This window comes from Treponema sp. OMZ 805 (assembly GCF_050937395.1).
Taxonomy (GTDB): domain Bacteria; phylum Spirochaetota; class Spirochaetia; order Treponematales; family Treponemataceae; genus Treponema.
In genome coordinates this window covers 301,453-315,091 of the sequence record NZ_JACCLP010000001.1, presented here as the reverse complement: position 1 = coordinate 315,091, position 13,639 = coordinate 301,453, and the positions used below count along the sequence as shown (strand labels likewise).

The window sequence follows — 13,639 nt, the reverse complement described above, 5'->3', positions numbered from 1 at the left end:
AACAAGCGGGGGTTCCTTATACTACTTTGAAAGCTTCTGACGCGCTTTTATATCGTCGATGTAGTTACCTGCCCAAATGCCTGCCAACGCGCCGTCAGCCGCTGCAGTAACAACTTGACGGGACTCTTTTCGGATAACATCGCCGGCGGCATAAATCCCCGGTACATTGGTTTCCATTCGACCGTTTGTAATAATATACCCCGCCTCGTCAAGTTTTACCAGATCTTTTACCAGTTCCGTCTCGGGGTCATGCCCTATAAATATGAAGAGCCCCTCGGTTGTAAAATCGGAAATTTCTCCGGTTTTCGTATCCCGAAGTTTCAAGTGAGACACAAGACCGTCGCCGCATACTTCATCTACAACGGCATTCCATTTAAAGGCCATTTTAGGATTGGCAAAGGCTTTTTCCTGAATAGACTTCGCAGCCCGCAGCTCATCACGGCGGTGAATAATGGTTACTTTATCGGCAAACTTTGTCAAATACATGGCTTCCTCAACGGCTGAATCACCGCCGCCGACAACGGCAATTTCGCATTCTTCAAAGAAAGCTCCGTCACAAGTAGCACAGTATGAAACGCCTTTTCCGCTGAATTCTTTTTCGCCTTTACACCCAAGGGTACGAGCGCCGGCGCCGGTTGCAATTAAAACAGCGAGACCTTCATAATCGGTACCGTTGGTTCCATGCACGATATAATGAAAGCCATCGCTGCTTTTTTCAAGCTTTTCAGCCCCCGTATTCACAAACACGGCACCGAACTTTTCGGCATGCTTATGGAAAGCCTCGCTAAGAGACGGCCCTGTTGCCTCCGGAAAGCCGGGATAGTTTTCAATTTCTTCGGTAATATAGCACTGCCCACCCGTATTCCGTTTTTGTTCCAGAATAACAGTTTTTAATTTTGAACGCGCAGCATAAATTCCGGCAGCCATCCCCGCAGGACCGCCGCCGACAATTATCAAATCATAAGTTTCGCTCATTGGTTCCCCCATAATTTTTGTAATTTACCACAAAAAATATCTTTTGGCTAGAGAAACACTGATTAATTCGAATGCGGAATAATCAGTGCAATGTGTCAGATTGACAGAATTGAAAATTCACGGCAAAATATTTGTTCGTAATGTTAGTAAGGTATACTCGAAATAGTACGGATAAAAAGCTATCAAAAGCGCTTATATATACGGCAACGGAACACTCTATCGATCCCCGTAAGGTGGACGGCGAGGCAATCCGCATCATCAACGGGTTGCACAATGCAGGCTATGAGGCTTACATTGTAGGCGGCGCTGTCAGGGATTTGCTGATCGGAAAAATACCGAAAGACTTCGATATTGCGACATCGGCGAAACCGGTCCGTATCCGTAAGATTTTTAAAAATTCTCGACTCATCGGGAAACGATTCCGATTGGTGCATGTCTTTTACGGTCCTAAAATATATGAAGTTTCTACCTTTCGTTCGTTGGAAGAAGGTTCCGTCGGCAACACTTTCGGCACCATCGACGAAGATGTGCGGCGCCGCGACTTCACTTTAAATGCACTCTATTATGATCCGATAAAAAACATTATTGTCGATTATGTCGGCGGCGTGGAGGATATCCGCAAAAAGCGATTGCGTCCGATTATCAATCTTTCGCGCATTTTTGCAGAAGATCCGGTGCGAATGATCCGCGCTGTCAAATACGCGACCATCACCGGCGCTGAAATCCCGCTGCTGCTCCGCTGCCGTATTCATCGCGATGCACCGCTCATTGAATATACGTCACCATCCCGTTTAACCGAGGAGATAAGCAAAATCTTGATAAGCGGTCATGCGGCGGAAATTTTTAAGCTGCTGCTGCATTACCAACTTTTTCTCTATTTACAGCCTTCAGCGTTTTCGTTTATCGAGGATTCGCCTCATTTTTCCGAGCACTATTTCGCGAGCATGAAAGAGCTTGACGGATTAATTGCAGAACATAAGATTCAGCGGCAAGGACAGGCATTGGTATACCTCATCCGTGATTTTTTACAGCTGATTACCGATTGGAAAGAAGAACCGCGAGCAGTTTATAAGACGGTATATGCCGAATGCCGCCATTTTGTACTACCGATGAACCCGCAACGGACAGAGCTTGAATATGCAGTAAAATACTGCCTCAGAAAAGGGGGCTTGGACATACGGCTTACCGGTACAACAAAAGCAAAAGAAGCCTCAAAACGCCGCCCGCGCGGAGCTGCACGGCAAAATACCGCCGCAAAGCAAAAGGTCATACCTCAAAAGTCGGTTACTTTTTCGTCATCCTCAGCATAGTTCCAACCCCATATCTTCTCCTACTAGACCTATCGATAACTGCGTTTTCGAATAGGTCGACGAGTTCTAAATCGCACAAATAGCACGATTTAGAACATCGCATTTCAAGGTATCTGTTCAGAAACAGAAGTTTCCGAACAGGTTTATTGAAGCAAAGCGGTAGTCAGCCACGGGATATAGGTAACCAGCAACAAAATAATACTTTGAATGCCGAGAAAGGGGAGAATATTCTTTACTATCTTGATAACCGGTTTATTGAATGTATAACTCGCAATAAACAAATCCATCCCAATCGGCGGCGTTAGAAAGCCAAGCGCCAGATTCATAAGGAAAATAACGCTGGTATGTATGGGATGAATACCGAATGATTCGGCAATCGGCATAATAAGCGGCGATACTACCAAAATTGCGGAGTAGAGATCCATAATACAGCCGACAAAAATGAGCAGTACATTCAACAGCAGCAAAAATACATATTTTGACTGTATATACGTTTGCACGATGTCCGTGAGAATTGCCGGTACATTCGCATCAATTAAATAATAAGCCAATCCCTTTGCCGCACCGATGATAATAAGAACTCCGCCTGCAACCGGAATACTCTTCAATATAAACGCAGCAGCCGTTTTCCATGAAAAATCACGGCGGATAACAACTTCCAATACGCAGGTATAAAGCACGGTAAAAGCGGCAGTTTGAAGGAGTGAGAAAAGCCCCGAAAAATAGAGGACAATAATAAAAATCGGCAGTAACAGCTCAAAAAAACTGCCGAAGAATGCCGTTTTCAGTATAGCCCAAGAAAACGGCACACGAGTTTTTGAACGATCCCGTATTACGCCGATAACAATCATCGACAGCGTAAGCAAGAACCCCGGAAAGATCGCCCCTTTAAATACGTCAAAGATATCAATGGTCATAATATTGGTTACGCCGAAGATAATGATCGCCATACTGGGCGGGAAAAGGATACCAAGCGAGCCGGATGCGGTAATCAGCGATTCGGAATCATCTTTCGAATAGCTGCTTCCCGTTAAAATAACACTGATAAGCGGTCCGAGCGCTAAAATGGTTACACCCGAGGCGCCGGTAAAGGTTGTAAAAAAGGTAAGCACGAGTACGGAGGCAATAACTACTCCGCCTCTAATCCAACCGACACTGCTGCGGACAAGTTCCATTAACCGCTTACCGGCGCTTCCTTCCGCAAGCAAACAGCCTGCAATGGTAAAAAGCGGAATTGCCGCAATGCTCGTATCCGTTAAAATGTGATACATTTCCAGCGGAATCACATCGACATATCCGCCGCCTTGGCTGAATGCCGTATGCGTAATTCCAAGCAATACGATAAAAAGCGGTAATCCGAAAAGAGCTGCGGCAATCAGTATCAAGATGAGCGGCAACATCAACGGAGCGCTCAAAGACTGCCAAAATGAGGCGCACGCTGTAAAAAAGGGAATATCCTTCCCTAAGAACGTATAAAGAATAACGGCAATCGAACCGCAGCTGATAAACAAACCGCCGAAAAGTCCTACCAAAGAGGATACAAGTGAATCACGCTTTTTAAAACATAAAAAGAGCTGGGCAAAAAACATCAACGGCAGTGCGCCAAAGATAAACCGTACCGGCACTCCCCATAAAAGATCGGAAGGGTCTATTACGACTAAGATATTCGGGAAACAGGCAAAAAAAATTGCTGTAAGGACAGCTGTCGTTATACCGTTATTGACTTGACTGACGACGGTTTTCAGCCGATCGGATAATTTAAGGTTAAAAACCTCGATATTCAACTGTTTGTGATCTGCGCTGGTAATCATTCCTGCAAAACACGCAAAAATAAAAACAGCATGAATGATCAGCCGTTCCCCGTCCAATATCGGAACACCGCCGATGTCGCTGATGAAAAAAAACACCATCGGCAGTATAACTAATATACCGATCAAAAAAAGTACAAATACGTTGACAAGCTTTCTCATATCGTTATCGTACGGTTATTTACGCATCGGAGCAACGAGTTTTTGAATATTTTGATACATATCCATATCAAAAGCATTCGGAAAAGCCCGATGAATATCATTAATATTCATACCAAATTCTTCTTCCCATTTTTTAAGCTCTTCTTTAGAAAGGCGAATCATCGTAACACCAGCAGTTTCCATTTTACGTACGCAATCGGCATCCGAATCATCAAGTGCCTCATTGAGTCGCTTACGGGCTTTATCCATTGCTTCCTTCATAGCGGCATGATACTTTTTAGGAATTTTTTCCCATGAAGCTTTTGAAATAACGAAACCGGCCATAATGGGGCACAGTTTTGTATCAAGCGCATAGCTGATATCCTTGTAATACCCTGTTGCATACGTCAAAAGATGTACGGCAAAAAAGCCGCTGATGCCATTTTTACTTTTTAGCATTTGAGAGAATTTTTGAGCAGGAACATCAGTTACATTAAAACCGCTCAGTTTAAAACTGTCACTCAAAATAGGGCTATCCAAACCGGCAACTGCTAATTTTATTTTCTTTAATTCTCCGAGCGTTTTATAGGGTTCCTTCGTATAAAAAGAGAGCCACCCGACATTCGACCATGCAATCAACTCATAACCGGCCGCATTAATTTTTGATTCGATTTTATTGCCATATACGCTGAGCGCTTTGTCGAGTTCTTGCTGATTTTGAAGCAAAAAAGGCAATGCAAGCGTATAGATATAAGCGTCGGGTACCAATTCATGTAAACCGATCATCGTAAATATTGCCCCATCGAGCGGAGCTTGCTGTCCCGGACGCGCAGCTTTGAGTTTTTGAATACCCGCTTTTTCCCCACCGAGGGTTGTCATATTATAGATTTTTACCGTTACCTGCCCGTCGGTAATACGATTCCATTCCTCTGCAACTTTTTTAAGCTCAATGTCCCACGGAGAACGCGACGGAGCAACGGTTGCTATCTTTAACACGATTGATTCAGCGCCAGCAAGAGCCGTTGAAGCAATAAATAGGGCAGCACATAGTGTCAAAAATTTTCTCACAGTATCTTCTCCTTAATATAACTGATACACAATAACTGATACACAGGTAAATTAATCGCCTAGGAAATAATCACCTTTTATCTTTTGCAGCCATCGAGCTTTTTCTTGGCTGATGGCAATGGTGAGTTTATTATTCGGCTGGGTTGCCGGATCAATTTCCAATGCTTTGCGTAAGGCTTCGTCGAAGCCGACACTGTCTTGTGCCGGAATACAAAAAGACTGCGCATAGAGAACATACACCGACGGTCGCTGCCCGCCGCTCAACTCCAACACTTTTCGATATGCGTCTTCCGCCCTATCCGCACCGCCACCCAAAGACTCCGGAGCCGCAGCATAGAAGGCTGCAAGCGCTTCCCAAACAGCGCCGTCGTTAAATGCAGAATACAGGTCTGCCGCCCGCTCAAGCATTGCTACGGCTCCCGGAACGGCAGCAAGTACATCAGTATCCATCGGATCAAGCGAAAATGCTCCGAGGATACCACAACCTGCCCAATAAAGCGATTCAGCATCAGCGACTCTACAGCGAGCAAGAAAAGCGGCGCCTGTATCTTCCGTATAATGAGCCATTGCTTCGGCAAAGCCTTTATAAGCGCTGTCGAGCGATTGCATCACGTAATCAGCCCCACGGAGATAAAATTTTTTTGCTCGTAAATATTCAAGATTTTTCTTTTGAAACTGCGTCTCGGGGATGTAATCGGCAGGCGTTTGGACGAAAGCGTTCGCATACATAACATAGAGGGAACCGGACATAATAGCCAAGCCGCGGTGTTTAGGATTGCTGAGGTGCAATATTTCATACGTTTTTAATACCGTCGGAAACACTTCTGAGACCAACTTTATATCATCTTCGCCGGTAAGCGCGGCGGCCGCATCAATCCCGCCCGAAGCCTCAGTTTTCGGTGCGGGGAAAGGGGCGAGCGTATTCGCGATGCCATTAAATGCTATATGTTTAATGGAGCAACCACTCACGAGCAGAAACATTGCCGCTACATAAATATATATTTTTTTTAGAGTTACAGTCATAAATGGAGTCCTCTTTGTTATTGGTACTAAACGGTGAATTCTTTTTGCCATTGATGAATAAAGGCTTCATAAGCGGCGATTGTTGCGGACAGTACGATTTGCTGCACGGAACTCCGCCCTTCGGCGTTGTTCCCATCCAAAACATAGAGCGAATCGAGGATACCTTGTATATCATCGACGGTGCAACTTGCATCGGCAGCTCTCCGCCTGACAAGAAGACGGGTCTCATCATCGAAAACCTCTTGATATTTTTTATCTTCCCAGTCAACACTCTCGGACATAATAAAATTGATTATAGAATTTTTTATCGTTGAATGCAATATGATAACAAGAGCAAAACCTCTTGCAATTTATATAATTGATAAAGGGGGCGGCGTGATATTGCAAAATCCGAGCCGATGCGTTATACTGGTCCGGTAGGAGTTTTTGTAATGACAATACATAACCTTATGGAAGATTTCGTATACAACGAAGTGAATAAAGTTTTTGATGCTGCAAAAGATAAGAATGAACCATGGTTCACGTGTAATTGTATGCAGTGCCGTTTGGATACGGTTTGTTTTGTTTTAAACCGAATTAAACCGCGGTATACGGCTTCCGGTAGAGGTATGGCTCATTTTTTGCAAATTGATCAGTCGGAAAAAGATCAGCTTCTTGCCGATATTTCAACATTGGCGTTTAAAGGTATGAAAACCGTTCTTAGCACAAAACGTTCCCATACGTCTTCTGAACAAGTATTACCTTCCGGTTATGTATTTAATTTCCCTACCATCACGGGGCGTGTTTTGGACGGTCAAACCTTTTCTCCCGTTTCCGATCTACCCGTTGCTTTATATTTGGAAGACTCCTTGGTCGCTCAGATGAATCATCTCTGGGATAATCCATATACCATTTCTCATAAAACGCCCGGCACCTATACGTTTTGGCCGTTTCCCGTACTTGCATCGTCGTTAGGCGAAAAACGGATTTTTAATTTCTATATTCACGCTGATAGGGAAGGATACGACCCTATTCACTACCATTTTAAACTCGGTTTGGTGAGCGATTTAAGTGTAAAACGGGAACTTGATGCGGAAAGCTGCCATAATTTACCCGACTTATATCTTTTCAGTAGGGGATAAAAACTTCAGCTAGAGGTTATATATGAAATTGGTGTTTTTAGGCCCTCCGGGAGCGGGAAAGGGTACGTTGGCGTCGGAGGCTGCAAAATATTACGGAATACCTCATATTTCGACGGGTTCGATGTTTCGTACTGCCATAAAAGAACATACTTCACTCGGACAAAAAATTCAAAAGATTATCGATTCCGGTTCGCTTGTTGATGATGAAACAACTGCTGCTCTGGTAAAAGAGCGATTGGCTCAACCTGATGCGCAAAACGGTTTTATCTTAGACGGATTTCCGCGGACAATCGCACAAGCGGAAATATTGGAAGTTTTTTGCAGCCTTGATGCCGTTATCAATTTTGATATTTCAGATAAAGCAGTGATAAAGCGGCTGTCGGGCAGGCGCTTGTGTCCCTCGTGCGGTAAGAATTTCCACATTGAGTTTATGAAACCGCAGGTTGAAGGAATTTGCGATAACTGCCGTGGTGTATTGGTTATCCGCGAGGATGATAAAATAGAGGCAATTGTCAAGCGACTTGAAACTTACCGTGAGCAAACCTTTCCTTTAATAGAGTTTTATCAAAATAAAAAACTGCTCATAACCTTGGATGCGCAGCCTGCTCCGGCGGTTATTTTGGAGAACTTTATTAATCTCTTTTCCGGCAAACACTAAAGACTGTTACCCTGCCCATAAGGATACGACTGCTTGAATTACACACTCGATGATGAAATTGCCGCTATTGCAACGGCATTGGCTCCTGCAGCGCTCGGTATTGTGCGGACTTCGGGGGCACGAAGTCTTGAGCTTATCTCCCGTTTTTTTTCCCGTCCTCATGCCTTGCTGCAGGCGCAGGGGCATACGCTTGTGTACGGCTGGATACACGATGCAGGTATAAAAGTCGATGAGGTTGTTCTCTGTGTGTACCGTGCTCCGAAAAGCAATACCGGTGAAAATGCCGTTGAAATTCTCTGCCACGGCGGGCCGGGTATCGTAAAAGCAATTTATCGGCTTTGTATCAAAAACGGATTTCGTCCTGCGGAGCGCGGGGAGTTTACTTTTCGCTCGTTTATACACGGCAAAACGGATTTAACCCGCGCGGAAGCGGTGCGGGAAATTATCGATTCAAAAACAAGTACGGCGCAGCAAAAGGCTGCCGGACGGCTTTCCGGTAGCGTATTTCGAGAAATAGAAACAATCACAACGGATTTAATGACGGCGCTTGCCGCGCTTGAAGTGGGTATCGAATATCCCGAAGATGAGGAAACCATTGCGGATAGTTTTGACGAAGCGCTTCTGAAAAAGCCGCTTTCGGCATTGCAGCAGCTCGCCGCTTCGTGGCAGACGGAAAAAATATATCAGGCAGGGGTGCGCCTCGTGCTTGCAGGCAAAACAAATGCAGGCAAGTCTTCACTTTTTAATGCGCTGTTAAAAGAAGACCGCGCGATTGTGTCTGATATTCACGGCACAACGCGGGATTGGCTTGAAGCGGAACTCGATTTTAAAGGTATTCCCGCACATATTTTCGATACTGCCGGTCTCCGCGCTACGGAAGACACAATCGAAGCGATAGGGGTGCAGCGCAGCGTTGAACTGGCATCGGCAGCCGACATTGTGCTGTATTTGATTGATGGGACAAAGCCGCCGGTAGAAGAGGATAGTGCGTTTATTGAACGGAGTACCGTACCGCTGATTATCGTGCAAACCAAGGCGGATAAGGGGCGAACGGAAGCTCTACCGGCGGTTTTGCAGCGGTATCCCGCCGTGAGCTTGAGCTCAAAAACGGGCGCCGGTCTCGATATACTGATTGATACGGTTGTCGCTCTGGTTACGGCGGATACCGCACTGCCGATGCAGGACGCGGGTGTTTCGCTCGGGACGGAGCGGCAAAAGGAAGCGGTAACCGCCGCGCTTGAAGCCGTAGAGTACGCGCTTGAAGCAGGACGCAGCGGGTACCCGCTTGATGCTGTCATTCAGGATGTGGAAGAAGCGGTACATGCGCTCGGAAGCGTTACCGGTGAAGTGCGCTCCGACGATATTCTGGATAAAATATTTTCAGGCTTTTGTGTCGGCAAGTGAGAAGGAAGTTTACAATTTTACAAAATCCGTCTTAAATGGTATTTCTTTGGCAATAGAGCTTGAACAAAAACAGACGATTAAAACGATGTCCAAAGGAATGATCGAAAAGATGAATTTAACGATCACTTTCTCGCGGGCGGCAAAGCTGTTCGGCTCTTTAGTGTCATTCATATTTGTCGGAAACGTTGCGCTTGCCGTTCAAACAATAATGCGTTCCTTTAATATTAAACGGATGCGAGGGCTGTGGATCGCAGGCTTTATCCTTATCTTTACCGGTGCGGTCTTTTTTACCGGAAGAATTGAGGCAATGGCCGGAAGGGCGTTTAGCGTCTATTGTCCCGTTACCGTATATGGTATAGAGTATTCAGCGCAGATTGCGTCATACCCAAGTATGGTTGTAAATATTCCTATTGTTTCGACGCTTATTTCCCTTGGAGTCGGTATTGCATGCTTTTTTACTTCGGCATGGCTCTTAAAACGAAAGGTTGAGGTATAAAGAAAACGGGAATGCCGAAAAAGTACCCACCTTTTGAGACATCCCCACGGTATCTCTCTTTCAGACTTGACACTACATATTGAGAATCATTATTATATTTGACGAGAGGAGTAATGATGATAACATATAAAAAAAGATTCTTGTATGTATGTTTGGGTTTGCTGATACTAGGTTCTATTGCTTGTAAAGGTGAAGCACGGCAAAATGCCGCTCAGACCTGTGCGACGAACGAACAGGCGAAAACCGCTGCGGGGGCTGAAAAGCCGGTTGCCTGTGTAGTGATTGACGATAAAGCACTGGCAGCGCTGAGTAAGCAAAAAGCGACGGCTGTGTATTGTGTAGCGATGGGAGCATCGTGAGGAGGTACTATTGTAGATCCGACCGTGATTGTCGGAATGCCGAAAGATATTAACAACTATGATAAATTTGAAGCAAACAGAATCGATGTGTATATAAAAAAAGGAACCAATACACTCAATGGCACCATAACCATAACCGCAGAAAATGCATTTTGGCAAGAAATGTTTATTGCAAAAGGAATTGCCCAATAGAAAGATACGAAAGAATTATGCGTAGAAAAGTAAAGCTGTTAGGCTAGCGGACAATGCTGTTCTTCTTGTATTTCTATTTCTCTGCTGATATTTTCCAATTCCGTTGCAATCATATTGATATTTTCCGCACAGAGCCGTAATTTTTCCGTAATTTGAGCGGTGTTGTGATCAATCTCTTTTTTATAATATATCTTATGCTCGACGCTTGCCCAAAAATCCATAGCAATAGTACGGAATTGTACTTCCACCTGCATATATTTTTTCCCTTCGGCAAAGAAAACAGGAATTTCGACAATCAGATGCAGACTGCGGTAACCGTTCGGCTTGGGATTTTTAATATAATCTTTTCGGGCGAGAATTTTTATATCATCTTGTGCACATAGTTTATCGGCAAGAACATAAATATCTTTTTGAAACGTACAAATGACACGGATACCAGCGACATCGTGTAAATGGTGTTCGATATTTTCAAGCGATATATCAAGTCCCATCTTTTTTAATTTGCCGAGAATACTGATCGGTTTTTTGATTCTACAGGTGATTGATTCAAACGGATTACGGTCTTGATCCATCGATAGCTCAGTATTAAGAACTTCCAGTTTTGTTTGAACTTCCCGCAATGCGCAACGATACTGCATCATCAGATGCGCGAACGGATACGCCGCTTCCAATAGCTCTTCGGGTTTGTCGCTATTCAACAATTCTTTAACTGTAACACTTGTCAATACATACCTCACACTTCCGCTAAAATTTCGTGCAGCCGGATAATTCAGTCAATGTATAATTGGTAATGTTGTATACTTAAGGATTGCACTAATTACCAATTATACATTAGAACATTATCAATTATTTTACACCCTCCACGAAGCCGCGGTTTCCCGCATACCGACAAAGTGTGCATAGATGCCGTCTTGCTGCATCAGCTCGGCATGGGTGCCGTGCTGGACGATACGCCCCTTGTCCATGACGAATATCTGATCGGCATTTTTGATAGTTGAAAGCCGATGCGCGATGATGATTGCGGTTTTATTTTTCAACAGTTCGTCGAGGGCGCTCATCAGCTTTTCTTCGTTTTCAGGATCAACACTGGAAGTCGCTTCGTCGAGAATGACAATGGAACTGGGCTTGAGCATTGCTCGTGCAATGGAAATACGCTGGCGCTCCCCGCCTGAAAGATTGCTGCCGCCTTCCTGCAGTACGGTATCGTAACCGTTCGGCAGCTCCATAATAAAGTCATGACACTGAGCAGCTTTTGCCGCTGCAATCACTTCCGCATCCGTTGCATCCGGTTTTCCGAATTTGATGTTGTTCTTTATGGTGTCTTCAAACAAATACACATCCTGAAACACAAACGTAAAGTTTGATAAAAATGCATCGTACGCAAAGTCTTTAATATTCGTATTGCCAAGTGTGATTTCACCTGAATCGACATCCCAGAAGCGGGCAATCAGCTGGCACAGGCTTGTCTTCCCCGAACCGGAATAACCGACCAAGGCGGTTACGCTGTTTTTGGGAATAGACATATCCACATTGTGGAAGAGCTTTTCTTCAGCGTGCTCTTTGCCGCCGTAGCCGAAGGTAATATTTTTGACGGTAATATCGTCATGCCCCTGCGGAAGGAGCGCACCTTCCGGCAATGCTTGAATATTTTTAACCTTAAAGAGCGTATCCAAATTCTGTACCGCAACACCGCGCATCCGCTGCATGGTCCCTGCTATTTCAAAACCGCCGAAGACTACAAAACTTGCTACGGTTAGCATCAGTGTTTTTTCAACATCGATTGCACCTATGGAATAGCGGTATAAGGCGCTCACGATAATGGCAGTTGTTCCCAGTTTAAGCAACAGCGAAAAAACCAGTAATGAAGGCGTAAGCGTCTTCTCTACGGCAAAGAATCCGGTTTTGCTTTTTTTAATACTTTCCGTTACATTTTTTACCGCTTCGCTTGTTCTGCCGAATGCCTTTACTACACCGATCCCTTGTACATACTCCAAAATATCGGTGCGCAGTTGCAGTTTCAGCTCCGTCAGTTTTGTCGTTACCGCATCAGTCTTTTTCTGGAATACATTATTGAATAGCGTTGCAATAACCAGCGTGATAAAGATGATACAGCCGGTTGTCATATCATACGGGAAAACAAACAGAGCCATGATAACCGTTTGGATGCTGCCTGCAAACATCATTTCGAGAATCATCATATCGATTGTTTCAACATCGGTAATCACCGTTGTCAACGCTCCCGAAATATCGCCGAGCCTGCTTTCGGAAAAATACCCCATGTGTACGTTTTTCAGCCTATCCCCAATAACGAGCCGGTTCTCCGCCCCCATCGTATACGAGGCGATATTTTTATTGCGGTCGGAAATATAGCCGAAAACAATTTTTCCCGTAAGGCTGACAAGCATAATGCAGAACACCGTGATAATATTGCGCTGTGTAACCGGCTGTGATTGAAACACCGCACGGCTCAGTGTTAGCAAAAAATACCCAAGCCCGCCGAGGGTAAAGCCTTCGAATATGCTTTTGAGCATATCGCAAATAAACATCGTTGTTATACGCTTTGATTGCTTCCCCGCAATCGCGTAAATCTTCTTCAATAAATCAAACATCGTTTTACCATTCCTTTATGAATCGCTTTTGTAGTTTTGTACATGAGTATCCGCAGTGTTCGTAAAATGCATGGGCTTCCGTGCGGTGCTCGCCGGAGTTAAGTCGGATAAAACGGTAATTCCGTGCAGCGGCTTCTGCTTCTACGGCGTGCACTAATTGTTTGCCGATGCCTTTATGCTGATATTCAGATAAAAGAGCCAATCCCAAAATGTTAAAACCGGGTTCTTTGTACAAAAGCTCATAGGATTCGGCATGAATAAAGCCAGCCACAGTGTGCGTTTCATCATCTTCGTACACCCTGATAAAATGCCGGTTATCGGAGATGAGTTTTGCAATTTGCCGTTCGGTTACCGCTTCCGTTGTTTTATACCCAAGCGAAACTTCGCTAATATCCCGGATAGCTTTTGCGTCCTCAAGCCGTATATTCCGTATCATCAAAGTTCAGTCTCCTATAATTACCCATTATCAATTATC

The 13,639-nt window shown here is 44.6% G+C and carries 13 protein-coding genes and 1 pseudogene; 6 read left to right on the top strand and 8 right to left on the bottom strand.

All coding sequences use genetic code 11. The annotated features are described in order from the left end of the window. Positions 1–21: 21 nt before the first annotated feature. Positions 22–975 (bottom strand): thioredoxin-disulfide reductase, encoded by a 954-nt coding sequence (trxB, locus tag HGH47_RS01420; RefSeq protein WP_253675332.1) that lies wholly within the window; start codon positions 973–975, stop codon positions 22–24. Positions 976–1,115: 140 nt separating this feature from the next. On the opposite strand from trxB, the gene pcnB reads away from it, so the two are divergent. Next, positions 1,116–2,285, top strand: a complete 1,170-nt coding sequence (pcnB, locus tag HGH47_RS01415) for a polynucleotide adenylyltransferase PcnB (protein WP_432909832.1) — start codon at positions 1,116–1,118, stop codon at positions 2,283–2,285. Between the two features lie 143 nt (positions 2,286–2,428). Here pcnB and HGH47_RS01410 read toward each other — a convergent pair whose 3' ends face one another. The 4 genes from HGH47_RS01410 to HGH47_RS01395 are packed head-to-tail and all read right to left on the bottom strand — an operon-like array spanning position 2,429 to position 6,606. Further along, a complete protein-coding gene (locus HGH47_RS01410) occupies positions 2,429–4,255 on the bottom strand; it encodes a TRAP transporter large permease subunit (protein WP_212565080.1) in 1,827 nt (608 codons plus the stop codon). A gap of 15 nt (positions 4,256–4,270) precedes the next feature. Beyond that, a complete protein-coding gene (dctP, locus tag HGH47_RS01405; protein WP_253675335.1) occupies positions 4,271–5,302 on the bottom strand; it encodes a TRAP transporter substrate-binding protein DctP in 1,032 nt (343 codons plus the stop codon). Positions 5,303–5,353: 51 nt separating this feature from the next. Then, on the bottom strand, positions 5,354–6,325 hold the full coding sequence (locus HGH47_RS01400) for a TRAP transporter TatT component family protein (RefSeq protein ID WP_212565081.1): 972 nt from the start codon (positions 6,323–6,325) through the stop codon (positions 5,354–5,356). Between the two features lie 26 nt (positions 6,326–6,351). Continuing rightward, positions 6,352–6,606: a hypothetical protein gene (locus HGH47_RS01395; protein ID WP_212565082.1), complete on the bottom strand. Its 255-nt coding sequence runs from the start codon at positions 6,604–6,606 to the stop codon at positions 6,352–6,354. A 150-nt stretch (positions 6,607–6,756) separates the two neighbouring features. Between HGH47_RS01395 and HGH47_RS01390 the strand changes: the two genes are divergently transcribed. The 5 genes and pseudogenes from HGH47_RS01390 to HGH47_RS01370 all read left to right on the top strand — a co-directional run bounded on the left by HGH47_RS01390 (position 6,757) and on the right by HGH47_RS01370 (position 10,555). Beyond that, entirely contained in the window at positions 6,757–7,446 is a 690-nt protein-coding gene (locus HGH47_RS01390) for a late competence development ComFB family protein (RefSeq protein ID WP_212565083.1), read from the top strand. 22 nt (positions 7,447–7,468) lie between these two features. After that, positions 7,469–8,104, top strand: a complete 636-nt coding sequence (locus tag HGH47_RS01385) for an adenylate kinase (protein WP_212565084.1) — start codon at positions 7,469–7,471, stop codon at positions 8,102–8,104. Between the two features lie 33 nt (positions 8,105–8,137). Beyond that, positions 8,138–9,508 carry a tRNA uridine-5-carboxymethylaminomethyl(34) synthesis GTPase MnmE gene (gene mnmE, locus HGH47_RS01380; protein ID WP_253675337.1) on the top strand — a complete coding sequence of 457 codons (1,371 nt, stop codon included), beginning with the start codon at positions 8,138–8,140 and terminating at the stop codon, positions 9,506–9,508. Positions 9,509–9,566: 58 nt separating this feature from the next. Then, positions 9,567–10,004, top strand: a pseudogene (locus HGH47_RS01375) (hypothetical protein); the annotation flags it as partial. A 116-nt stretch (positions 10,005–10,120) separates the two neighbouring features. Next, a complete protein-coding gene (locus tag HGH47_RS01370) occupies positions 10,121–10,555 on the top strand; it encodes a CC/Se motif family (seleno)protein (RefSeq protein ID WP_269140260.1) in 435 nt (144 codons plus the stop codon). A gap of 38 nt (positions 10,556–10,593) precedes the next feature. Here HGH47_RS01370 and HGH47_RS01365 read toward each other — a convergent pair whose 3' ends face one another. The 3 genes from HGH47_RS01365 to HGH47_RS01355 form a co-directional block, all read right to left on the bottom strand. Next, positions 10,594–11,280 carry a GTP pyrophosphokinase gene (locus tag HGH47_RS01365; RefSeq protein ID WP_212565086.1) on the bottom strand — a complete coding sequence of 229 codons (687 nt, stop codon included), beginning with the start codon at positions 11,278–11,280 and terminating at the stop codon, positions 10,594–10,596. A gap of 126 nt (positions 11,281–11,406) precedes the next feature. Beyond that, positions 11,407–13,164, bottom strand: coding sequence for an ABC transporter ATP-binding protein (locus tag HGH47_RS01360; RefSeq protein ID WP_212565087.1), 1,758 nt, complete (start codon positions 13,162–13,164; stop codon positions 11,407–11,409). Positions 13,165–13,168: 4 nt separating this feature from the next. Further along, positions 13,169–13,600 carry a GNAT family N-acetyltransferase gene (locus HGH47_RS01355; RefSeq protein ID WP_212565088.1) on the bottom strand — a complete coding sequence of 144 codons (432 nt, stop codon included), beginning with the start codon at positions 13,598–13,600 and terminating at the stop codon, positions 13,169–13,171. Positions 13,601–13,639 lie beyond the last annotated feature (39 nt).